This window comes from Winogradskyella sp. R77965, from assembly GCF_044594915.1.
Lineage (GTDB): Bacteria > Bacteroidota > Bacteroidia > Flavobacteriales > Flavobacteriaceae > Winogradskyella.
The window spans coordinates 3383459-3406057 of the sequence record NZ_CP138990.1 but is presented as its reverse complement, the minus strand read 5'-3'; the positions used below and the strand labels follow the sequence as shown (position 1 = coordinate 3406057).

Here is a 22599-nt window from a genome sequence, read left to right as displayed (position 1 = left end):
ACCCATGAATAACCTAATAAAATTACTAAATATTGATAAACGATGTGTAGTCGATAAGCGAATAACAAAAGTTGCTATTAGTAATAATAGTACGCTTAATACTAATGAGAAAAAGCTACTGAAAGAAGTTATTAATGATATTCGCTGGCTTGCCAGTTACAAGCCTTTTAATAGTGCTATCCCAGAATTTATTACTAAAACCGAGAGCTATGATGAAGTAGAAATTATTTCTGTTGGTTTTTCAGACGTTAAATACACAAAACAAGTAGTTAACCTTCTTCAAAAAAGTATGCCTTATCCTCTAGTTCTTTTGTTAGAAGTTGAAAATCTGTTTTCTGTTTCCGTAGCCAAAAAAAGTATTAACCAAGCTGATAAGCTTAAAAGGACTATTGATGAAGTTATTACTTCTACTTGGCTTAATAGAAAAGAAGACAAAAAAGTAAACCAAGATTTTCTAAATCAACTAAACACAAAAACATTTCATAATCTGCATTTAAAAGCATTTTACGAAAGTTTTACAAAAGCTATTCATCAATATGAAACCAGCTTACTAACAGGTTCTTTTAGTCCTAAAGATGGAAAGACTATTGATAAAGACGCTGAAACCTTAAAACAAATTGAAGCTATTGATAAAGATATTATTAGCCTAAAGAGTCAAATAAAAAAAGAAACTGTTTTTAGTGATAAGGTAAGGTTAAATATGAACCTAAAAGAAAGCGAAGAAAAAAGACAAAAATTGATAGAGAAATTAACTTAAAAAACTATACATATAACCCGTATAGTTTTTTAAATTTAAAGATTTAGCATATAATCATAACATGAACAAAATCGACCATAACGACCCATTAAGTAAAAGTGCAGATATCGTTTTTGAAAATATCCAGCAATTACAACAACTATTCCCAGAAGTATTTAAAGAAGGGAAGATTGACTGGCAAGAACTCCAAGCAACACTAGGAGAACACATCGATGCCGAAAACGAACGCTTTAACTTCACATGGAATGGTAAATCTAATGCTCGTAAAGAAGCACAAAAACCAAGTACAGGAACCCTCCGTCCTGCTCCTGAAGAAAGTGTAGATTGGGATACCACTCAAAACCTCTACATTGAAGGTGATAACCTTGAAGTTCTCAAATTACTTCAGAAAAGTTACCATCAAAAAATTAAACTGGTTTATGTAGATCCTCCTTATAATACTGGGCGAGATATCTTATATAAGAATGACTTTTCAGATAACCTCAAGAATTATCTAGAACTAACAAAGCAATTAGACCTTAACAATAACGTCTTCTCAACCAATACAGATGCCAATGGTAGGTATCATAGTAACTGGTTAACTATGATGTATTCAAGACTTAAGTTAAGTAGAAATCTTTTAAAACCTGATGGTGTTTTTGTTATTGCTATAGATCATTATGAACTTGCTCATCTTATCGTGCTTTGTAATGAGATTTTCGGTGAAGAAAATCAACTTGGTATTGTTGCGGTAGTTCATAAACCTGAAGGAAGAAATCAAGCTAAATATTTCGGTACATCACATGAATACATGTTGTTCTATGCCAAGAGCAAAGAACATTGTAATTTCAGAACAGTAGTATTAGATGAAGAACTATTAAAGAATTTTGATTTACAGGATGATATTGGTAGATATCGATTGAAAAATTTCATTCGTATGTCTGATGGTAAATACAGTCTTCGTGAAAATAAACCAAAGTTCTACTATCCTATTTATGTAAGTTCGGATTTAAAGGAACTTTCTACTAACGAAAAAGCGGGATTCACTCCTGTTTATCCTGTAACAGAATCTGGTCAAGAACGTACATGGAAAACGACTTCAGACACCTGCCAAGAGCGTATTGAAGACGGTACTTTAATTGCTGTTAAGGAAGGAGAACGAATAGTTGTTTACGAAAAATTACGTGAAAGCCAAGTAATTAAAACACACTGGATAGATAAAAAATACCATGCATACCACTTCGGGACTAAGGTTGTAGATTCTTTACTAGAGAACAAAACCTTCGATTTTCCTAAATCAGTATATTTAGTTAGAGATGTTTTAAAGCTAATTCTTGAAAAGGATGATACGGTTTTAGATTTCTTTTCAGGCTCAGCTACTACTGCTCATGCACTAATGAATTTAAACGTAGAAGATGATGGCAACCGTAAGCATATTATGGTGCAGTTACCTGAACCAACTGATGAGAAAAGTGAACCTTTTAAAGCTGGTTACAAAACCATTCCTGAAATAGCAAAAGAACGTATCCGAAGAGCTGGAAATAAAATAACAGAAGAACACCCAGACAAAGCCAAAGACTTAGATTTAGGTTTTAAAGTATTTAAACTAGATAGCTCGAATATTAAAGCTTGGTCTCCAGAATCTGAAAACCTAGAACAAAATCTACTAGATGCTGTAGAGAATATTAAAAAGGGAAGAACAGATAAGGATTTGCTCTTTGAAATTCTACTTAAATACGGTTTAGACTTAACGCTTCCAATTACAGAGCATGAAATTGCAGATACCAAGGTATATAGTGTAGGTATGGGAGCACTACTTATTTGTTTATCTGGTGATATAAAGGTAGCTGTAGCAGAGGGCATTGCTCAATTGAAAAACAAACTTAACCCAGAAATCTGTAGAGTAGTTTTTAAAGACAACGGATTTAAGGATAGTGCGCAAAAAACAAACGTGATGCAGAAATTAAAGCAACACAATATTGAAGAAGTAAGAAGTATTTAAAAACGATGAAACAACATCGTTTTTTAAATGCTCAAAATATCATATAATAAGATAATGAACAAAATCGACCATAACGACCCATTAAGTAAAAGTGCAGATATCGTTTTTGAAAATATCCAGCAATTACAACAACTATTCCCAGAAGTATTTAAAGAAGGGAAGATTGACTGGCAAGAACTCCAAGCAACACTAGGAGAACACATCGATGCCGAAAACGAACGCTTTAACTTCACATGGAATGGTAAATCTAATGCTCGTAAAGAAGCACAAAAACCAAGTACAGGAACCCTCCGTCCTGCTCCTGAAGAAAGTGTAGATTGGGATACCACTCAAAACCTCTACATTGAAGGTGATAACCTTGAAGTATTAAAACTACTTCAAAAAAGTTACCACCAAAAAGTAAAAATGATTTACATAGATCCTCCGTACAATACAGGTAAGGATTTTGTGTACAAGGATAACTATAAAGATAACCTATCTAATTACCTAGAATTAACAGGGCAAAAAGATGAAAAAGGTAAAAAGTTAAGTACAAATAGTGATGCTAGTGGTCGCTATCATTCCAATTGGCTGAACATGATGTATCCTCGATTAAAACTAGCACGAAACTTACTGAAAGATGATGGTGTGATTTTTATTTCTATTGATGATAATGAAGTAGATAACCTTCGAAAAGTTTGTAACGAGATATTTGGAGAAGAAAATTTCGTAGCTACTTTTCAATGGAAAAGGAAAAAAGAGATATCAAGTGATACAAAAAATGTATCAAAACAAGGCGAATACATTCTTTCATATTCAAAATCTGATACCCTTGATTTAAATAGTGAAGAATTATCTGAAGACTATATTAAAAAAAGTTATAAAGAGGCTAATAAAGAGTTTCCTGAAGGAAAATGGCGTCCTGTACCAATTACTGTTTCTAAAGGACTTTCTGGAGGAGGTTACAATTATGAAATTACAAACCCTAACGGAAAAAAGCATAATAAGTTATGGGCTTATCCAGAAAATAGCTACAAGGAATTAGTTAAAAAAAATCTAGTCTATTTTGGTGTAGATGGAAATGCAATTCCTCAACGTATAATTTATGCTCATGAAAGTTCTGGTCAACCAACAACTAATTATTGGGACAACACATCAAGTAATAAAGAAGGGAAGAAAGAAGTTTTGGAACTATTTGAAGGAAATAATTTTTTCGATACTCCAAAACCAACAAACCTTATTATTAGGCTTCTAAAATTATCTAGTGAAAAAGACGATATTATTTTAGATTTCTTTTCTGGTTCAGCTTCAACAGCCCATGCAGTAATGAAGTTAAATTCTTATGACACTGGAAATAGAAAACATATTCAAGTGCAACTTCCAGAGCCAACAGAAGAAAAATCTGAAGCGTTTAAAGCTGGATATAAAACTATCGCAGATATTGGAAAAGAACGCATACGAAGAGTTGGAAACAAAATAACACAAGAACACCCAGAAAAAGCAAAAGATTTAGACTTAGGCTTCAAGGTTTTCAAACTAGATAGTTCAAATATTAAAACTTGGTCTCCAGAAGCAGAAAATCTAGAGCAAAACCTACTAGATGCAGTAGAAAATATAAAAGAAAGACGTTCAGAAAACGATTTGTTATTTGAAATACTACTGAAGTACGGTCTAGACCTCACGTTACCAATTACAGAGCATGACTTAGTAGGAGCAAAAGTGTTTAATGTAGGTGCTGGCGCATTATTGGTTTGTCTAGCAGATGAAATTAACGTGGCAGTAGCAGAAGGTATTGCTGAATTGAAAAATAAACTTAATCCAGAAATCTGTAGAGTAGTTTTTAAAGACAACGGGTTTAAAGATAGTGCGGAAAAAACAAACGTGTTGCAGAAATTAAAGCAACACAATATTGAAGAAGTAAGAAGTATTTAATTATGGCTAAAGAAATGAAATTAAAATTTGAAGGAAATCTAGAGTATCAACAAGAAGCTATTAAGTCCATAGTAGATATTTTTGAAGGTCAAGAAATTTGTAGCACCAACTTTACCGTCGCTCCTCTTCAAAATACAGATGGTCAAGCATCCATGTTTAATACTGATTTAGGTGTTGGGAATAAGCTATCGCTATTAGATGAAGAACTTCTTGAAAATGTTCAAAGAATTCAATTACGAAATGGTTTAAAACAAACACAAGAATTAACATCAAACGATTTTTCTGTAGAAATGGAAACTGGTACAGGTAAGACCTATGTGTATTTGAGAACCATTTTTGAAATGAACCAAAAATATGGATTTACCAAGTTTATCATCGTAGTGCCTTCAATTGCCATCAAAGAAGGAACAAATAAGTCTTTAGATATTACTAAAGACCACTTTAAAGGTATTTATGACAACGTTAACTACGATTTCTTTACCTACGATTCAAGTAAACTAGAACAAGTACGAAGCTTTGCTACAAATGACTATATCCAAATCATGGTAATCAATATTGATGCATTTCGTAAAAGTTTTACAGACCCAACAAAAGAAACTTCAGCAAACATTATCCACCGTACTAACGATAAGTTAAGTGGGTATAAGCCTATTGATTACATAAGTTCTACTAATCCTGTAGTTATTATTGATGAACCTCAATCAGTCGATACAACTTCAAAAGCAAAAGAGGCGATTAACTCATTAAGTCCATTGTGTACCTTACGTTATTCAGCTACCCATAAGGACAAACACAACTTAATGTACAAGTTAGATTCTGTTGATGCCTACGAACAAAAGTTAGTAAAACAAATTGAAGTCGCTTCAATTGAAGTTGAAAACGTACACAATCAAGCCTATATCAAACTTCTAAAGGTTGATAATAAAAATGGTCTACGTGCTTATGTTGAAGTAGATTCTTTTAAAAATGGAAAATTAACAAGGGAAAAGAAATGGCTAAAACAAGGTGTTGATTTATATGAAGATATAACAAGAAGAGAAGTTTATGAAGGTTATATAATTAAAGACATTAGCGCAGAGCCTGGGAATGAATACATAGATTTTACCAGCAAACCAGATTACCTCTCCTTAGGACAAGTCATTGGATCAGTAGATGATGATTTGATTAAACGTAAGCAAATTAGTAAAACAATAGAGGAGCATTTAAATAAAGAGTTATTTCTTAATCCAAAAGGAATCAAGGTATTAAGCCTGTTCTTTTTAGATAAGGTAGCAAATTACCGTGTATATGACGAAGACGGAAATGCTAATAATGGAAAATATGCTCAAATGTTTGAAGAAGAGTATCAAAAACTAATTCAGCATCCAAAATACAAAACACTTTTTGAAGGAATAAAAGATTTAGATGAGGAAGTAAACCAAATACATAACGGGTATTTTTCTATCGATAAGAAAAGTAAAAAGAGTAATAAAAAAGATAAATACGAGTACTTTAAAGATTCAAGCGGTACTACTAATGCAGATGATGATGCCTACAATCTTATCATGAAAGATAAGGAGCGTTTGTTAAGTTTTGATTCTAAACTTCGTTTTATCTTTTCTCACTCGGCTCTTAAAGAAGGTTGGGATAACCCTAATGTTTTTCAAATATGTACTCTAAATGAGACAAGTTCAGATATGAAAAAACGTCAAGAAATTGGTCGTGGATTACGTCTGGCTGTAAACCAAGAAGGAGAACGTATTAGAGGGTTTGAAGTAAACACGTTGACCGTGATGGCAAACGAATCGTATGAAGACTTTGTAACCGAACTTCAAAAAGAAATCGAGCAAGATACAGGTATTCGTTTTGGAATATTAGAAACCCACACTTTTGCAAATCTTGTTACTGGTTCAGAAGACGAAGATCAAAAATATTTTGGGGAAGAAAACTCTCAAAAGCTTTATGACTACATGCTAGAAAAAGGATATATCGACCTAAAAGGAAAAGTTCAAGACACTCTTAAAACAGATTTAAAAAATAATGACGTAGAAATCCCAGAAGCTTATGAGTATTTAAAGACACCTATTCTTAAAACACTCAAAAAGATTGCCGGAAATCTCAATGTTAAAAATGCTGATGAACGAAAGCATATAAAAATCAACAAACAGATATTCTTAAGTGAAGAATTTAAGTCGCTTTGGGACAAGGTAAAATATAAAACAACCTATTCAGTTCAATTTGATACAGATAAACTCATTGAAAAATGTGCTGAATCTATAAGAGATAATCTAGTAGCTGGAAGAGGGAAGTTTGTATTCAAAAAAGCAAGAACTGAAATTACCAAAGGAGGTGTCGAGGCAAAAGAAACAGTAACCTCAACTTCACTTGTAGATTCTAAATACATCAATTTACCTGATATTGTAAGTTACCTTCAAAACGAAACTAATTTAACTAGAAAAACCATAGTTGATATTTTGGTTAAAAGTGGACGTCTAGAAGCTTTTAAAAACAATCCTCAACGTTTTATTGATGAATCTATTAGATTGATAAAAACTGAAATGCGTCATTTCATTATTGATGGCATTTCGTATCAAAAAATTGGAGAAGAAAGTTATTATACACAAGAGTTATTTCAAAACGATGAATTGGTAGGTTACCTTAAAGAAAACCTCGCTGAATCAACTAAAAGCCCTTTCGATCACGTCATTTATGATTCTGCTATTGAAAAGGATATTACCAAAGACTTTGAATTAAGCGATGAAGTTAAAGTTTATGCCAAGTTACCAGCATGGTTTAAAATTGACACACCTCTTGGGACATATAATCCTGATTGGGCCGTACTTTGGGATGATGGAACCTCAAGTAAACTCTATTTCGTTATTGAAACTAAAGGAACCTTGTCATGGGAATTCTTACGCCCTACAGAAAAAGGAAAGATTGAATGTGGAAAAAAACACTTTGAAGCACTTGGAGAAGATATTAAGTTAGAAGTAGCTAATAGTTACGATAGTTTTGTAGATATAGTAACCAAAAAATAGAGAAGTATGGCTCAAATGAAACCCAATTATCCGCACATGACATCATCTGTAAATGATGTCTTTATTAATCCTTTAATTAAAATATACGGAAATGAAAACGTCATTTGGCCTATTGTTTTTATAAAAGATGATAATATTCATTCTTATTTGTATGAGGTAAATGCCGACAATTCTTTGAATACTCAGAAAGACAATAGGCCCACAAGCAATTCTGATAAACCCTCATTTTTTGCAGATTATACAAGCGACCCAAAAATACTAACTCCTGAATCTGAAGAGTTAAATTCAATAATAGATGAAGAAAATACTTGTAGTTATGATTTTGCGGTAAAGTCGGGAGAGTTTAACACCGTGGATTTAGACTATGTATGGCAAACACCTGATGGCTGGAAAGCAATTGAATTGACGACGTTATGGATGCCATTATCGTCCAAAGAAGAAGCAGAACGTTTGGTGAAAATGTTCAAAAGAAGACCCTCTTGGAAAGGGGCTAAAGGGCCTCATGGTATAAGGCGATTAATACAAGCCTCATCCGATTTGAACCTAGACTACTGGATGATTTGCGTGAATTCAAAAAAAGGTGTTTCAAATGATCTTGTAACAGATGGAAATGTTTTTGCATTTCCCTTAACCGACTCAAATATTGATAGAATATTAAAAGGCGAAGCGCCTGAAAATTCAAAATTTGGCACTTTTGCTAAGTTCTTGGATTGGCTATAAAATTATGCACCAACTAACCAAAACAGACTTTATTCAATATCTCAATTGCCCAAAATCACTATGGCTTTTGAAAAACAAACCCGAAGACTTCCCGAAAGGTGAGTTTTCTTTGTTTTTAGAAAAATTGATTAAAGAAGGTTATGAAGTCGAAGAATACGCACAGAAACTCTTTCCAGATGCTATAAAGCTTCCAGATTTTGGCTCTTCTGAACTCACTAAACAAGAAATAGATAAAGGAAAGACTCAACTTTTTCAAGCCACTTTTGAAACCCAAAAAGGTGTTTTTGCACGTATAGATATTTTAGAAAAAAAAGAGGATGATACTTGGCATATTTATGAAGTAAAATCATCAACCAGTGTTAAAAAGGATAAAAAACATAATCATCTTAAGGATGCTTGTTTTCAAAAACATGCCATGATCGAGAATGGTTATGAGGTATCTCAAGTCTCTATAATCCACCTAAACAAAGACTATGTTAGACAAGGCGATATAAATCCTCATCAGCTCTTAGAGATAGAGGATGTAACAGAACAGATTAACGACCTCTACTCTAGCGTTGTAAATCAAATTAATAGCGCAGTAACTTACATTAATAAAGAATCAATTAGCTTAAATACCTGTACTTGTCGAGAAGACACACGATCAAATCACTGCGACAGTTTCAAGTATTTTAACCCTGATATTCCAGATTATAGTATTTATGAAATTGGAAGAATTTCAGCTAAAAAAGTGATGGAGCTTACCAATCAAGATATTTTATCTATTTCGGACATTCCTAGCGATTATTCGCTTAATGACAAACAACAATTACAGGTTGAATCAGTGAGGCAAAATCAACCTATTATAGATCATAAGGAAATTAAAAATAAAATTTCATCATTAGAATTTCCACTACATTTTATTGATTACGAAACCTACGCCAGCGCAATTCCAAGAATTGATGGTGTTAAACCACATCAGCATATTCCATTTCAAGTGTCTATCCATTCAATGCAACACGATGGTTCCATTGAGCATTTTGAGTACCTAGCACACGAACTTGAACTACCGAATAAACTTAACCAGTTTATGGAAACCTCAACAGGGAAGACAGGAACCTTTGTCTCTTGGCACGCTAGTTTTGAAATGAGCCGAAACAAAGACATGATTGAAATGCTTCCTCAGTACGAAGAATATTTATCCTATATGAACAACAATATGTTCGACCTTGAAGATGTTTTTAAAACAGATTATGTGGATTATCGATTCCATGGATCGACCTCAATTAAAAAGGTGTTGCCAGTATTATTGCCTGAGTTGAGTTATGACGATTTAGACGTTCAAAACGGAACTATGGCTTTAGATTTATGGGGTAGAATGGTCATGGATAATGACTTTGACGAGAACAAAGAAGAAGTTAGAAAAAACCTTTTAGCCTATTGTGAATTGGATACTTTGGCGATGGTTGAATTGTATAAGAAATTAAATAATATATGTATATATCTAAAATATCACTAATAAATTACAGAAATTTTAAAAATACTCTTTTTGAATTCAAAAAAGGCATCAATACAATAATTGGAGAAAACGGTTCGGGAAAAACGAACCTTTTTAGAGCTATTAGACTCCTTCTTGATGATAATATGTTGAGAATGTCATATAAACTTAATGAAGGGGATTTCAATAGATGTCTCAATGATTGGAGAGGACATTGGATTATTATCAGCATTGAATTTGCGGACTTATCACCAGATGAAGCAATACAAGCTATTTTTGTTCATGGAACTGGTAATATAGAAGACAATACCGTTGATAGGGCTACATATAATTTGTTTTTCAGACCAAAAGCAGATATACGATTAAGACTTTCTCAATTAGAAAATGGGGATACAGAAGGAAGAGATGCCATCCTCAATGAAATTTCCATTGATGATTATGAAACATACTTTACTGGGAAGAGTAGTGTAAGTTTTAATGACGAAAATATCTATAAAGAGATTGTTGGTGACTTTGAAGCAGTTGAGTTCACCTTTCCAGATGACACCTCTAAAGTAGGGGTAAAAATACCTCACCAACTATCTATAACAAAAGAAATTTCGTTCACTTTTATTCAAGCTTTAAGAGATGTGGTCTTCTGATTTTCACAATACACGAACCAACCCGCTCTTGAGTCTATTAAGGATGAAAAGTGAAGATATTGATGAGAACGATTATGCAGCAATATCCAATACTGTTAAAGAGCTAAATGAATCTATTGAACAATTGCCAGATGTTCTAGATGTCTCAAAAAATATAAAAGATACCATCAAATCAACGGTTGGTGAAACTTACTCTCCATCATCACTTACCATTAAATCAAACTTATCTGATGAGGCTAATAAACTACTTCAGTCGTTAAAGCTATTTATAGGGGAGCCAGATGAAGATTACGAGGGTGCAGTACATGAACTTAGCTTAGGAGGTGCAAACCTCATTTATTTAACGTTAAAGTTATTGGAGTTTAACTACCAAAAAGCAAGAGAGACATTCGCCAATTTCTTACTCATTGAAGAACCTGAAGCGCACATTCATGCGCATATTCAAAAGACTTTATTTGATAAATTAGACTATGGAGATACGCAGATAATCTATTCTACTCATTCAAATCAAATTTCGGAAGTCAGCAATCTTTCAAATATTAATGTTTTAAGCAAGAGGAGAAATCATGCTATTTCTTTTCAGCCAGCTAGAGGACTGAGTGAGGATAAGATTGAAAAACTTGAACGGTATCTTGATGCAATTAGAACAAATCTCTTATTTGCAAAGGGAGTAATGTTGGTTGAAGGGGATGCTGAGGAGTTACTGGTACCTTTGCTAATTAAAAATGTTCTAGGTGTTAGTCTTGATGAACTTGGTGTTAGTATTGTCAATATAAGAAGTACAGGTTTTGAAAACATAGCAGAAATTTTTCATGATGATAGAATTCAGAGAAAATGTGCAATTATTACAGATCTAGATGCTTCAATAGTGGATTATACTACTGAAGCAGGAGACAGTAAGGCTCAGAAGAAATTTAAGAGTAAGTGTAAGAATTCTGAAATAAAAGGAGCTGAGAGAAAAACTAGGCTTGATGAATTTGTAAGAGACAATGATTGGGTTGATGCTTTCTATGCTGACCATACCTTTGAGGTAGACTTTTTGATAGAAGGCAACTCCCATGAAGTTGCTAAGACACTTAGAGATGTATATGTAGATAAACCAACCATTCAACTTGCAAAGGAAGAGCTTGAATCTAATGATGTAGGAGTTGCTGGTAAGAGAATTTTAACCATGGCTAATAATCTTGGTAAAGGATGGTTTGCAATTTTGCTAGGCAAGTATATTACTCATAAAACCTATATTCCTGATTATATAGGTGATGCATTAAACTTTGCTATTCCAAAAGTTGGAAAAGCTGTTATCTCAGATATGGTTAATTATAGAATTCATAAGAACATAGAAGATGATGAGTCTCTTAATTTTGATAGAACTAAAGCAGCCTTAGAGTCGTTTATGAATGATGATTTAAATATTACAGACCTTATTGACGCTTTTGAAGGAGACTATGGAGATGATGCAGCTTTAAACTTCTTCAAAGCTATTTAGTTATGTTTGTTTGGACTAATGATGAATTAAATGAAAAGCAAACCTCTGTTATAAGGAACGAGGCTAATATTTTGTTAGTTGCTTGCCCTGGGAGTGGAAAAACCAGAACTCTTACATACAAAATTGCTTATGAACTAAGTAAGCTTAATGACACCCGTAAATATGTTATCGCAATTACCTATACTAATGTTGCGGCCGAGGAAATAAAGGAACGTGTAGAATTATTGGGAGTTAATACTTCACAACTATGGATAGGGACAATCCATGCTTTTTGTAATGAATGGATTTTAAAACCTTACTTTTCATTACTCGAAGATTTAAGGTTTGGATTTAGAATATTGAGCGCACATGAGTCAGAAGAACTTCTCATAACTTTTTGTGAGCCATACAAAAAACAAAATGTAACTCAATGGGATTGTGAACATTACGCAGCTATCGATGGTATTCAAACTAAAATTACAGGAGGAAATAAAAAGGTACATATTGATAATATTCTTATTAGTTATTTTGATTATTTAAGGGAGAACCACGCTATTAACTATGAACAAATCTTAAGTTATTCTTATGAGCTACTTTTAAGGCATCCAATCATTTCGGAAACTCTTTCAAAGATCTTCACTCATATTTTGGTAGATGAATATCAAGATACAAAAGATATTCAGTATCATATTATTGGAAAGATTTATAAAGCAGGTAAGGGAAAAACCATAGGTTTCATCGTCGGTGATCCAAACCAGTGTATTTATAGCAATTTAGGCGGGTATCCTATTTCACTTGAAAACCTAAGCAAGATTTCTGGGCTTAAATTCGAGCTTCATCATTTAGAGAATAATTATCGCTCTTCAAGAGATATAGTTGGGTATTTCGACGTATTCAAAACTTACGCAAATACTATTATCCCTTCTAGTACGGATGTAGATTACAACAGCGTAATTACGCATGATGAAACAACTTATGTAGCAGACTTAGTTATCGAAATTGTAAGGCTATTGAAATACAATATTGAAGAAAGAAATATTCATCCAAATAAAATTTGTATAGTTGCTCCACAATGGGTTCATCTCGCACCTATCACTCGAAGCCTTATTATAGCAATGCCTGACCTTAGCTTTAATGGCCCTGGAATGGCTCCATTTTCAAGGGATTTAGATAATTTTTGGTATAAACTTTCAAGAATTGTACTTACAGAACCCTCACCTGATATGTTTGTTCGAAGATTGAGGTGGGCAAAAGAGGTTATTGATGATTTAGAATCTTCAGGAGCCAATATCTTCTGGAATCAACAGTAAAAGAATCTTGAAAATATGCAATTCTATTCAACTTAATGAAACAGATGGATTAACATATTTGGAGCAATTCTTTAATGAATTTCTTAAGGTAGTTGGAATTGAACTTGATTTATATCAAACATTGAATAGTAGTTTTAGTTCATTTTTTGAGAGTTCAAAAAAGAGAATTGATAGAATAAAGTCTGAAGGAAACGACTCTATTGAAAATATAGAAAGCTTTAAAAAAGTCTTTAAACAGAGAGAAGGAATAACAATATCATCAATACATGGAGTGAAAGGAGCAGAATATGATACTGTTATCGCCTTTGGAATTCTTCATGGATATGTTCCGCACTGGTTTGACGATGGGGGAAATACTTCCGCAAAACGACTATTATATGTACTTTCATCAAGGGCGAGAAAAAATCTCCATATCATTTCGGAAAGAGGCAGAATGACCAGAGGTGGTAGTGAATATAACACCACTCAAGCCATAAAAGAGATTAATTATAATTACAGCTAAGTTGATTATTATTAAATTTATTTAAAAACACTCAAATCAATGAGTGTTTTATATTATTTAATTTTCATAGCATACACAATAATCACAGTTTTCTTTTTAAGAAAAGTAACAGAAATTACAGTGTGCTTTTCGTCATACAACAAGCCTAATTCTAAGTTTACATAACATTGAAAACTTTTAGGCTCTTCACCAAAATCCTTTAAATAATATTCATGGTCTTGCTTCGTTATGATTCTGACTTGTTGCAAGTTCCTCATTTTAACCAAATTTCACGAGCTCTATCAAATCCACACCACCGATGATTTTTATCAAACCCTCGAAGTGCCAATTCATGCCGAATAATTTTATCCAAGGGAATATTTTGTTCTAGGATAAAACGTAAGATCTCGCCATCCATAGTAGATATCATTCCGATAATGGATTCCCAAAAGGGAAGAGGTTCTTGGTCTTGCCTAATAACATCAAGTTGTTTGTAATATAATTGAGAATGATTTTCAGGAAGAATATCCAAAAAATTCATTTCCATTTCTCGAGCTGTTGCTTCTTCACAAACCGCAAAATTATTATCAGGACCATTAATAACTCCAAAACTAATACCAGCAATGCGGTACTTAAAATTGAGCCATAAACAATGATCCACAGCCTTTTGCTCTTTATCAAAAAGGTCTAAATAATTATCCTTTTGCATGAGCTGGCTTTTTATCAGTTTGACTCGGCTTTTTTACGTCCGTTTGTTTTGGGATAGACTTATCGTCTTCTTTAGCTAACACACGTCCGTTTAAAGAAATGATATCATCGCGTGACGATTTTGGGTCTGTACCTTTTTTACGAAGTAAACGTTGCGTATTAAACAGGGAACGACATTTAATATTGAATTCTGTATAATTGAAGGCATCCTCTTTCTTCTTAAAGGTTTTTACATAGGCTTCGTATAGTTCAGCATTAGTAAGCTGATTATCTTTAGTCTTCATAACAATATCAAGAACAAGGGAAGCTACAGGATTGAGACCTCTCTCCGACTCCGAAAAGTCGAATCCAAGTTCTTCAATTCGTTTACGTTGTTCATCATCTGCATATTTAAGCAATACAGTAACATCACGTCTATAATCTTTAAGACGGTCTACGACCTGTCGTTTGCTTTCTTTTGCTGTTTCAATTTGCGCTTCTGTTTGTTCTAGAAGTCCTTGGTCTGTTTTGATGTTTTCTATTAAAACATCTACGATAGTTGCATTCATAGTATTAAATTTTAAATTAATATTTAGTTTTAAGTTAATAGCCAAAGGCTATGTACCACGAGTTCATCTCGGGTAAATTTCCCTTCAAGAAGGATAGTATCAATTTCTTTTTCAGCTTCCGATTTTGTATCGAAGAAGTAAGAAGGTTTGGTTGTGACCGCGTAAACATCCTCAGCCAATACATCGCTTGTAAAAATGGCAAAGACTTTTTTAGTAGTACCTGTTTTCACCAAGAGACTTCGATAGTTAGAAGTATCATATTCATCCCATTCTTCAACTGGTTTTGAAGCCAAATAATGAAGTTCGTTTTGAGTTCTTTGAAAGAATGCATCAATATCGTTCTGAGAAATATTGGGTGTGTCTGTCATAGATTTTTCTAAGCTATAAATAGTCCAAAGTAAGATGCCATAATTGCTATTGATTAACTCAAGCAATTGTGGACGCTCCATAAATCCTAGGGCGTTTTTACTCCATACATCACGATATAACCAATGAATAATCTCTCGCAATTCACTATCTGTATAATAGCTCGCTAATTCAGAAGAAGCTTTTGATTCTTTTTCTGACTCTAGAAATGACTCAAGTCTATTAAGGAAGAATAAAATTCGTTTATAGTTTCTTAATTTCATTCTTCTTCATTTATAGGTTCGCAATGATTTTCAATGGTTGCTAAAAGGTGATTGTAGTCACCACTTTTAGCCTCGGTCATAACATCCTCTATTTCTTCGGGTGTCCAGCCTTCTTTCTTGGCTTGTTTTCTAAATACACCCATAATCATAAAGGCGTTTCCGTTTACACCAACCAAGTTGAGGTTAACGGTTTTATCGATTACTTTTTTCATATTGAATTGTTTTAAGGATTAATTATTGATCTAAAGGGAAGTTTGCTGTAAGCACTTCCGTTTTAGTTTTGTTTGTTTTAGACTTTGTTTGATTTGCAGTGACGAGTTGGTCAACGGTTTTGGTATGCCAACCAAACTCTTTTGTATAGAGCCTAAGTAAGTCTGACGGATACGAACTGAGGATAAATTTTCCTTTCAGCTTAGAAAGCACCTTGAGAAGTTCTATAAAGTCATCCTTAGAGTAGTTTCCATAATGACCCATGTTACTATTAAAGTATGGTGGATCGATATAGTGAAAGGTTTCAGGGCTGTCTCTCAGAGTTATAATTTTCAGCGCATCAGTACATTCTATCTGCGTGCCTTTTAAGCGATTTTTAAGCTCTGGAGTAAAGAGTTTTTTTTTACGCTCCCAGCCCATCGCTTTGGTTCCTTTGGTATAACAACCAAAGGAACCAATGCGTCCAGAAAAGCCCATATTTGTTAATACAAAAAAAGCCCAGGCACGTTGTAAATCGGTAAAAAATACAGGATGCTTATACATATTCAAAGCCACGTTATATACCACACGGGAATATGCAGTGACCTTAATCTTTAACTTTAAAGCATCAAAATCTTCGTGTAACACTTTATAGAATACCGTTACAAAATTGTCAGTATCATTAATGATTTCATTTTGAACTTTTTCTTTTAGGAAGAATACAGCTGCACCGCCAGCAAAAGCTTCGGTATATACTGTATGTTTTGGAATGAGCGAAACGATGAGTTTAGCTAAATTCTGTTTTCCACCGTAATAGGTAATTGGAGTTTTTATCATAAATAGATAAAAGGTTTACATCCAATTGCTATCAGAAAAGGATACAAAACCTTCAGAGGTTAAAATAAGATGGTCGAGTAAGGTGATGTCTAAAAGCTTAGAAGCATCAGTAAGTTTTCTGGTTAGTTTTCTATCAGCCTCAGAGGGAACTAATTTTCCCGAAGGGTGATTATGCGCAACTATAATTGCTGGTGCATTAGCTAAAAGTGCCAGTTGATATATCTCTTTGACGTTAATCGACACACCAGTCGTATTACCAACAGCAATCTCACTTATACCAATAATTTGATTAGCATTAGTTAAGAGCATGACCCAAAAGAACTCTTTGTAATCAATTCGCTTTTCATCAATGAATGAAGGAAAGAATCGCTCCGAATCTTCTGATGATGCTACTTTGTTATTAGGATTAAAAATTGGACGCTTGTAATGAATTTCAATTTCATTGCATTCTACGATTGTCGTCGTAGCACTTTGTTGAGTGTTCATGTTTCTATGAAGTTTTAGGAAGGTTCCCTAAGAGTATTACAGACATGGAAATCTAAGAATACTCATATTTTTTTGTCATAAAACAGTCTTGTAATACAATGTTTTTGCTGTAAAAGGCTTTGATGGCTTACCATTGATCATAAGAGAAATAATTATACTTCTGTTCGGAAGGTAGACGTAATCACCAACAGTCAACGGGCTATATTCCTTGAACTGTTGCTTAATCATAAACTCGGCATCGTTTGCTCCAATTCTGAAACAGATAACCGTTCCAATGTTACCAAGAATACCGTGCCTTAGATTATCAGAAATTTCTTGAAGGTAATGATGGGCGATATTGAGCGATACTTTGAACTTCCTGAGTTCCGAGAACATATCAGAAATATTGGTGGTGTAGTATTGAAACTCATCAAGATAAACATGAAAAGGAATTCTCTTTTCTTCTGGCAAAACAACTCGAGCAAGTGAACTGTTGTAAATACCTGATATTAAAATGGAACCTAGTACATGAGCTACATCGCCACCTAATCGACCTTTATTTAAGTTCACCAACACTATCTTCTTTTCATTCATTGCTTTAAAAAGGGAAAGTGAGTCTGGATTCTCTACAAGAAACCTACTTGCACTAGGATGAACCAAAAGAGCTCCAAGTTTACTTAAAATAGGATGTAGTACAGCGGTGGAAAGCTGTGGTAGTTCTTTAGAAAAAAATCGTTTGACTTCTGGATTTACAATATGCTGTAGACAAGCCTTTTGATAGCTTGAGTCTTGTAAAATCCTTAATACGTCTTTGAGGTTTGCTTTAGGTTGATCTAAGAGCCCTAGTAGCGCCATCCTCAAAAGGTTTTCTAGGCGAAGTCCCCACGAGGAACTCCATAGCTTTTTAAAACTCTCTAGGATTCCACTTGCAACCAGTGAGCGCATTTCATAAGGAACCTTTTTAATCGGATTATATCCAATCTTTAGATTCGGATTTGGAATATCTAGATAGATCAGATCTTTCTTTCTATGTTTAGGTATATGCTTGAGTAAAATTTCAATAAGATCACCATGAACATCACAGAGAAAAACGCCAGCAGTATTGCGCTGTATGTCCTGTAAACATAAAGTCAAAATTAAATTTGATTTACCACTGGTTGTCTTACCAAGAATATAGGTATGCATGAAACGATCGGATTCTAAAATTCCAAAACGATGTCGAACATCTCTAAAGTCAGTAACAGCTATATAGCTAATAGGATTAGAACTAGTCATAGCTTTAGTATGAGCTAATGAGAAAAGAGAAAAACTCATTCTTTATAGACAAAAAAACAGCTTAAAAGCTGTTTTTTTCAAGTGGATGTTTCAGTAGAATATTCCGTAAGTGTTCTGCTGAAGCTGATAGGTAGAGCGTTGTTGTTTTAATATCGTTATGACCCATCATCTTAGAGAGTGAATAGATATCACATCCACCTTCAAGCATTAATGTTGCAAAGGTGTGTCTTAGAACATGAGGTCGAAAATAAATACCAGAGCATTCTCGTATAGAACTTACTACTCGTCTTAGTCCAGCATCTGTATAAGCCTTATTCAAACGAAAGGAGGTGAAAAATGCAGGACAAGTCTTTTTAAGTTTTTGACGTTCCTTAAAATATCGTTCTAAGATTTCTGCCAAACGATAACTAATAGGAATGATTCGTTGCTTCTCTCCCTTACCATTAATAAATAAAGTCCTATTTTGAATATCAACATCATCAAGGGTGAGCTTGAAAAGTTCATCTTTACGAATACCAGCAAAAACAAACGTAGATAATATGGCATGATTTCGATAGCGAATAAAGCGATGAGAACAAGGATAGTTAAGTGCGGTTTCAAGGATACAGTTTGTTTGTTGCTTTGATAAATTTTTTGGGAGTGCTTTAGGTATTTTAGGAAGTTCAATCCCTTTAACGTAATTTGTCTCTAGATGATTATTAGCAATAGCCCAATCAAGGAAAACAACTAAAGTCATATAGTAAGTTCTGTAGGTAGTTGCTTTCCATTTCTTCTCAACTCGACCTAGAAAGAAAAAGTTTAAAACTTTTTTTTCATCTAAGTCATCAAATTTTTCAATCTCAGTAATTGCAATAAAGTTTTGAATGTTCTCCTTATATCTTTTTATAGTATTGTCGGTAAGTCCTTTTATAAATTTGGAGTAATTACAAAAATTCTCCAGTAGTTGTTCGATGTGCATAAATATGATGCTTGCATCGATCTACTGGAGTGTTTAATGGGCGAGTATATAAGTGATGTGGTCGTAAAAGTGATTTTTTTAAGCTGTAAAAACAGCTAAAACCCTTTATAAATACAGTACTATTTGCCTCAGTATGTGGTCTAAAGTGCGCCTTCGAAATTATCAGTGACGCGCTCTAACCACCTGAGCTACACGCGCAGTTATAATGTTATTTTATAAGGGTTTTAGACCTATTCCTTCCAAAAACATAGTTTTTAGGATGGATCACATCACCACTAGGGCTTCTGCGAAAAAAAACAGCATTATGTTGCAGTAGTCGATGCATTAGCGTTTAATTAACGTTTAATGTTTACGACACTTGGAATATTACACGAGCTTTCAAAAAAAATCAATATGATAGTTTATCAATATAGTTTCGTGCATGCTCTGGTGTGATAGAGCGCAGATAGCGTTCTGTCATTTGAGTGGTTGAATGTCCTAGAGCTTTCATTATTGTTGCAATATCAGCTCCTGACTTTGCTAATGAGCAGGCGAAGGTATGCCTTGTTTGATGAATGTGGAATCTTACTCCCGATAGCTTTCTATATCGCTTTACCCAGTGTATTAAACCGTGAACGGTTAGTTGCTCATCTTTGCGTGTTGAAGTCACTATATAGGGGCATTTTAGCCCTCTGAGACGTCTTTCTTTCAGGTGAGTATCAAGTTGTTGGAGGAGTTGGGGATGCAAAGGTATATATCGATCCTTTTTGCTTTTGGAAGTTGAAGCATTTACCTTGATTGTTCTGCTTACTAAATCCACATCTTGGACTTTTAAGGACAATAATTCGTTCCTTCGAAGTCCAGAATAAATACAGAAATTGAGAATAAGCATATCTCTTTGATACATCAAAACATCATCCATGGTGTGAAGACATATCGTTGCCATGAGCTTTGATATTTCAATATCAGTTAAGGCTTTCTCGTCGGTGTATTTTGGTTCTGGTGGTTTTACAATTGCATCAGAAAATCCTACGTCAAGATAGTTATTACGCTCCATCCATCTAAAGAATGCAACGAGCTTACTGTAATACGTTTTTATGGTTGATTGCTTTAGCTTACCGCTGACTATATTCTTTCCTACAACACGCTCTCTTGTTCCGAGACGTTCATAAAAAAGATTAAGAGAATGTTTCATTAAATACTCTGGTGCGCTTATTTCAGGCATTACCTTATTAAAGGCATTAAATACATGTGTGTAGCTTTTAATAGTTTCAGGACTAAGACCTCGAGTATAGTTGCATTCTAAAACATATTCCTTGAAAAGTTTTTCTAATTGATTGCTTTGCATATTAGTACCCTACGTCACTACAAAAGCTTTAATACTCATACTAAATTGTCAATCATATTTCAAAAATTAAGTATAAAAAAATGCCTCCAGTAAAATGAAGGCACACCGAGTTCAAAGTACCAGTTTGAACCGATTAATCAGCAGGAAAACCAACAACGTTTTCAAGCCAACTATAAATACTATAAGTAATATAGTTTTTTTGTCAAATAGATTGATCATTCTCAAAATAACTATGACAATTTTATAGGTCTATATTCAGGGTTTAAACTCGTTATACTTTTTCTATGAACTATAGGGAAACAACACAATTACCTAATTCTTTGATAGACATTCATTTGAAAAACCTGTCAGAGAAAGAGCTCAAAATTCTCCTGCTTATCATACGGCAAACCGTTGGCTTTTCAGATGGTCACGGAGGTAGAAAAAATAGGGAATGGTTATCGCAGAAATTCATAGCCAACCGTACTGGTCTTAGCTACAAATCTATTTCATTGGGAATCCATCAGCTTATTAGTAAGAAGCTCATAATTGCCACAAATAAAAAAGGCGCCATTCTGAGTGAACCAGAGGCGCGTAAGGGTTGCCTACGTATATTCTACGCTTCAACCTATTTTGAAATAAATCCTAGTGTAGAATCATCCAAAAATCCTATTACAAAAGGTAATACTATAAAACTAACATCTAAAAAACTAAGTACTTCAAACTCATTAAAAAAGATAAACAAACGACTTTCCGATTGGGAGCGTTACTGTCAGCTTACTGGACGTAATAGTAATTAACGTTGTATAATAAATACTTTATGTATTTCTATTCTGTTCCTTCTTCCTTTTATGAAAGCTTTGCTTTCTTCATCAAAAGTAAGTGGTAACTGAACTATGATGCATTCTTCTGTATTCATTAATACAGGCAATTATTAACTCTTACTCCATAAATGTTGTTTAAGGCGAAAATTTTTTGTCATATAGACAACTCTTTATGAGTATTATCTAATTAATATGTCACGTACATTATAAAAGCGTTGAGCTCTAACCTTCAACGCTTCTATTATTTATGCCTACAAAATCAAAATTATTATCCCATTATCGAAAAGATGCGAACTTGCCACTTCATGACGTTGCGTATCTTCTCGGTATTGATAAGGGGAACCTTTCAAAAGTAGAAAGGGGAATGCGCCAAGCAAATCCAAACATTTATCTTTTATATCACATGCTCTTCGGAGTACCGCTTAATGAATTATTTAATGAACAGATGAGTCTGCTCAAGGATAATATAAGCAAGCAAAGTCAAAAACTAGTTGAAGAACTCAAGGCTCATCAACCACCAAAGAGTAATCAAAGAATACAATTTATAGAGTCATTTGTAAATAATTTAAACCAAAACTGTCATGACTCATAATCCAATGGAAGAGAATCATGAACGAATTTTGAGTATCTATCCAAACTCATATGGGTTTGGATTTGCTCTAATGCAAGGAGCCCTAACAGTAATTGATAAGGGTGTTGTTAGAATAACTCCAATGAGCAATACAGAGTCAATGATTGAAATAAAAAAGCTCATTAAAAAGTATGATCCCGAGCGAGTTATCCTTGAAGATTTTAAAGGAAATTCAAGCTTCAAATGTGCACGAGTGAAGCAACTTATCAGAAGTGTAAGTGCTTACCTTAAAATGAATGAAATTAACTATTCTTTATACTCAAGAGAACAAATTCGGATTGTATTTGATATCTGGAATGCCAAAACTCGTTATGAAATCGCAGAGGTAATAGTTCGTAATATCCCAAAATTAAGAATGTTATTTTTTGAGAAGCCCAAGTATCCACGAACAGAAACATATCACTTTGGCTTATTTGATGCAGTATCTCTCTGTATTTGTCATTATTACTTAAGTACTTGACTTAGCAAA

23 protein-coding genes are annotated in these 22599 nt (G+C 33.7%); 13 read left to right on the top strand and 10 right to left on the bottom strand.

Annotated features, from left to right (window positions below; genetic code table 11):
* The first annotated feature begins 4 nt into the window (after positions 1-4).
* The 10 genes from SJY34_RS15270 to SJY34_RS15225 all read left to right on the top strand — a co-directional run bounded on the left by SJY34_RS15270 (position 5) and on the right by SJY34_RS15225 (position 13781).
* Positions 5-757, top strand: coding sequence for a DUF4391 domain-containing protein (locus SJY34_RS15270; protein ID WP_400077127.1), 753 nt, complete (start codon positions 5-7; stop codon positions 755-757).
* 61 nt (positions 758-818) lie between these two features.
* Positions 819-2738, top strand: coding sequence for a site-specific DNA-methyltransferase (locus tag SJY34_RS15265; RefSeq protein ID WP_400077125.1), 1920 nt, complete (start codon positions 819-821; stop codon positions 2736-2738).
* Positions 2739-2792: 54 nt separating this feature from the next.
* Complete coding sequence (locus SJY34_RS15260; protein WP_400077124.1) at positions 2793-4649, top strand: site-specific DNA-methyltransferase; 1857 nt, start codon at positions 2793-2795, stop codon at positions 4647-4649.
* Positions 4650-4663: 14 nt separating this feature from the next.
* Entirely contained in the window at positions 4664-7666 is a 3003-nt protein-coding gene (locus SJY34_RS15255) for a type III restriction-modification system endonuclease (RefSeq protein ID WP_400077122.1), read from the top strand.
* Between the two features lie 6 nt (positions 7667-7672).
* The gene (locus tag SJY34_RS15250; RefSeq protein WP_400077120.1) at positions 7673-8386 is read left to right on the top strand and encodes a hypothetical protein; all 714 of its coding nucleotides are present in this window, start codon (positions 7673-7675) and stop codon (positions 8384-8386) included.
* Between the two features lie 4 nt (positions 8387-8390).
* Positions 8391-9884, top strand: coding sequence for a DUF2779 domain-containing protein (locus SJY34_RS15245; protein WP_400077118.1), 1494 nt, complete (start codon positions 8391-8393; stop codon positions 9882-9884).
* Positions 9860-10504, top strand: a complete 645-nt coding sequence (locus SJY34_RS15240) for an ATP-dependent nuclease (protein WP_400077117.1) — start codon at positions 9860-9862, stop codon at positions 10502-10504. The genes SJY34_RS15245 and SJY34_RS15240 overlap by 25 nt, the downstream gene beginning before the upstream one ends.
* A 43-nt stretch (positions 10505-10547) precedes the next feature.
* The gene (locus SJY34_RS15235) at positions 10548-11990 is read left to right on the top strand and encodes an ATP-dependent nuclease (RefSeq protein WP_400077115.1); all 1443 of its coding nucleotides are present in this window, start codon (positions 10548-10550) and stop codon (positions 11988-11990) included.
* A 2-nt stretch (positions 11991-11992) separates the two neighbouring features.
* Positions 11993-13279 (top strand): UvrD-helicase domain-containing protein, encoded by a 1287-nt coding sequence (locus SJY34_RS15230; RefSeq protein WP_400077113.1) that lies wholly within the window; start codon positions 11993-11995, stop codon positions 13277-13279.
* Positions 13280-13286: 7 nt separating this feature from the next.
* Positions 13287-13781 carry a 3'-5' exonuclease gene (locus SJY34_RS15225; RefSeq protein ID WP_400077111.1) on the top strand — a complete coding sequence of 165 codons (495 nt, stop codon included), beginning with the start codon at positions 13287-13289 and terminating at the stop codon, positions 13779-13781.
* A gap of 53 nt (positions 13782-13834) precedes the next feature.
* Here SJY34_RS15225 and SJY34_RS15220 read toward each other — a convergent pair whose 3' ends face one another.
* From SJY34_RS15220 to SJY34_RS15175, 10 genes are all read right to left on the bottom strand, one after another.
* A complete protein-coding gene (locus SJY34_RS15220; protein WP_400077109.1) occupies positions 13835-14029 on the bottom strand; it encodes a hypothetical protein in 195 nt (64 codons plus the stop codon).
* 5 nt (positions 14030-14034) lie between these two features.
* The gene (locus SJY34_RS15215) at positions 14035-14469 is read right to left on the bottom strand and encodes a hypothetical protein (RefSeq protein ID WP_400077107.1); all 435 of its coding nucleotides are present in this window, start codon (positions 14467-14469) and stop codon (positions 14035-14037) included.
* Positions 14456-15016 (bottom strand): hypothetical protein, encoded by a 561-nt coding sequence (locus SJY34_RS15210; RefSeq protein WP_400077105.1) that lies wholly within the window; start codon positions 15014-15016, stop codon positions 14456-14458. The genes SJY34_RS15215 and SJY34_RS15210 overlap by 14 nt, the downstream gene beginning before the upstream one ends.
* A 29-nt stretch (positions 15017-15045) precedes the next feature.
* Positions 15046-15645 carry a hypothetical protein gene (locus SJY34_RS15205; protein WP_400077103.1) on the bottom strand — a complete coding sequence of 200 codons (600 nt, stop codon included), beginning with the start codon at positions 15643-15645 and terminating at the stop codon, positions 15046-15048.
* Positions 15642-15857 carry a hypothetical protein gene (locus SJY34_RS15200; RefSeq protein ID WP_400077101.1) on the bottom strand — a complete coding sequence of 72 codons (216 nt, stop codon included), beginning with the start codon at positions 15855-15857 and terminating at the stop codon, positions 15642-15644. The genes SJY34_RS15205 and SJY34_RS15200 overlap by 4 nt, the downstream gene beginning before the upstream one ends.
* A gap of 22 nt (positions 15858-15879) precedes the next feature.
* Positions 15880-16671: a DNA adenine methylase gene (locus SJY34_RS15195; RefSeq protein ID WP_400077099.1), complete on the bottom strand. Its 792-nt coding sequence runs from the start codon at positions 16669-16671 to the stop codon at positions 15880-15882.
* 15 nt (positions 16672-16686) lie between these two features.
* On the bottom strand, positions 16687-17157 hold the full coding sequence (locus SJY34_RS15190) for a JAB domain-containing protein (RefSeq protein WP_400077097.1): 471 nt from the start codon (positions 17155-17157) through the stop codon (positions 16687-16689).
* A gap of 75 nt (positions 17158-17232) precedes the next feature.
* Complete coding sequence (locus tag SJY34_RS15185; RefSeq protein WP_400077096.1) at positions 17233-18450, bottom strand: type IV secretory system conjugative DNA transfer family protein; 1218 nt, start codon at positions 18448-18450, stop codon at positions 17233-17235.
* Positions 18451-18472: 22 nt separating this feature from the next.
* Positions 18473-19369, bottom strand: coding sequence for a tyrosine-type recombinase/integrase (locus SJY34_RS15180; RefSeq protein ID WP_400077094.1), 897 nt, complete (start codon positions 19367-19369; stop codon positions 18473-18475).
* Positions 19370-19757: 388 nt separating this feature from the next.
* Positions 19758-20696 (bottom strand): tyrosine-type recombinase/integrase, encoded by a 939-nt coding sequence (locus SJY34_RS15175; RefSeq protein ID WP_400077092.1) that lies wholly within the window; start codon positions 20694-20696, stop codon positions 19758-19760.
* 284 nt (positions 20697-20980) lie between these two features.
* On the opposite strand from SJY34_RS15175, the gene SJY34_RS15170 reads away from it, so the two are divergent.
* The 3 genes from SJY34_RS15170 to SJY34_RS15160 all read left to right on the top strand — a co-directional run bounded on the left by SJY34_RS15170 (position 20981) and on the right by SJY34_RS15160 (position 22590).
* Positions 20981-21475, top strand: coding sequence for a replication protein (locus SJY34_RS15170; RefSeq protein ID WP_400077090.1), 495 nt, complete (start codon positions 20981-20983; stop codon positions 21473-21475).
* Between the two features lie 271 nt (positions 21476-21746).
* Positions 21747-22091 (top strand): helix-turn-helix domain-containing protein, encoded by a 345-nt coding sequence (locus SJY34_RS15165; RefSeq protein WP_400077088.1) that lies wholly within the window; start codon positions 21747-21749, stop codon positions 22089-22091.
* Positions 22081-22590, top strand: a complete 510-nt coding sequence (locus tag SJY34_RS15160; protein WP_400077086.1) for a hypothetical protein — start codon at positions 22081-22083, stop codon at positions 22588-22590. The genes SJY34_RS15165 and SJY34_RS15160 overlap by 11 nt, the downstream gene beginning before the upstream one ends.
* The last annotated feature ends 9 nt before the right edge of the window (positions 22591-22599 follow it).

Bases quoted from the DNA above. Each gene is read 5' to 3' on its own strand.
- SJY34_RS15270 (WP_400077127.1), top strand. From the start codon at position 5: ATGAATAACCTAATAAAATTACTAAATATTGATAAACGATGTGTAGTC.
- SJY34_RS15265 (WP_400077125.1), top strand. From the start codon at position 819: ATGAACAAAATCGACCATAACGACCCATTAAGTAAAAGTGCAGATATC.
- SJY34_RS15260 (WP_400077124.1), top strand. From the start codon at position 2,793: ATGAACAAAATCGACCATAACGACCCATTAAGTAAAAGTGCAGATATC.
- SJY34_RS15255 (WP_400077122.1), top strand. From the start codon at position 4,664: ATGAAATTAAAATTTGAAGGAAATCTAGAGTATCAACAAGAAGCTATT.
- SJY34_RS15250 (WP_400077120.1), top strand. From the start codon at position 7,673: ATGGCTCAAATGAAACCCAATTATCCGCACATGACATCATCTGTAAAT.
- SJY34_RS15245 (WP_400077118.1), top strand. From the start codon at position 8,391: ATGCACCAACTAACCAAAACAGACTTTATTCAATATCTCAATTGCCCA.
- SJY34_RS15240 (WP_400077117.1), top strand. From the start codon at position 9,860: ATGTATATATCTAAAATATCACTAATAAATTACAGAAATTTTAAAAAT.
- SJY34_RS15235 (WP_400077115.1), top strand. From the start codon at position 10,548: ATGAAAAGTGAAGATATTGATGAGAACGATTATGCAGCAATATCCAAT.
- SJY34_RS15230 (WP_400077113.1), top strand. From the start codon at position 11,993: ATGTTTGTTTGGACTAATGATGAATTAAATGAAAAGCAAACCTCTGTT.
- SJY34_RS15215 (WP_400077107.1), bottom strand. From the start codon at position 14,469: ATGCAAAAGGATAATTATTTAGACCTTTTTGATAAAGAGCAAAAGGCT.
- SJY34_RS15210 (WP_400077105.1), bottom strand. From the start codon at position 15,016: ATGAATGCAACTATCGTAGATGTTTTAATAGAAAACATCAAAACAGAC.
- SJY34_RS15205 (WP_400077103.1), bottom strand. From the start codon at position 15,645: ATGAAATTAAGAAACTATAAACGAATTTTATTCTTCCTTAATAGACTT.
- SJY34_RS15200 (WP_400077101.1), bottom strand. From the start codon at position 15,857: ATGAAAAAAGTAATCGATAAAACCGTTAACCTCAACTTGGTTGGTGTA.
- SJY34_RS15195 (WP_400077099.1), bottom strand. From the start codon at position 16,671: ATGATAAAAACTCCAATTACCTATTACGGTGGAAAACAGAATTTAGCT.
- SJY34_RS15190 (WP_400077097.1), bottom strand. From the start codon at position 17,157: ATGAACACTCAACAAAGTGCTACGACGACAATCGTAGAATGCAATGAA.
- SJY34_RS15185 (WP_400077096.1), bottom strand. From the start codon at position 18,450: ATGAGTTTTTCTCTTTTCTCATTAGCTCATACTAAAGCTATGACTAGT.
- SJY34_RS15180 (WP_400077094.1), bottom strand. From the start codon at position 19,369: ATGCACATCGAACAACTACTGGAGAATTTTTGTAATTACTCCAAATTT.
- SJY34_RS15175 (WP_400077092.1), bottom strand. From the start codon at position 20,696: ATGCAAAGCAATCAATTAGAAAAACTTTTCAAGGAATATGTTTTAGAA.
- SJY34_RS15170 (WP_400077090.1), top strand. From the start codon at position 20,981: ATGAACTATAGGGAAACAACACAATTACCTAATTCTTTGATAGACATT.
- SJY34_RS15165 (WP_400077088.1), top strand. From the start codon at position 21,747: ATGCCTACAAAATCAAAATTATTATCCCATTATCGAAAAGATGCGAAC.
- SJY34_RS15160 (WP_400077086.1), top strand. From the start codon at position 22,081: ATGACTCATAATCCAATGGAAGAGAATCATGAACGAATTTTGAGTATC.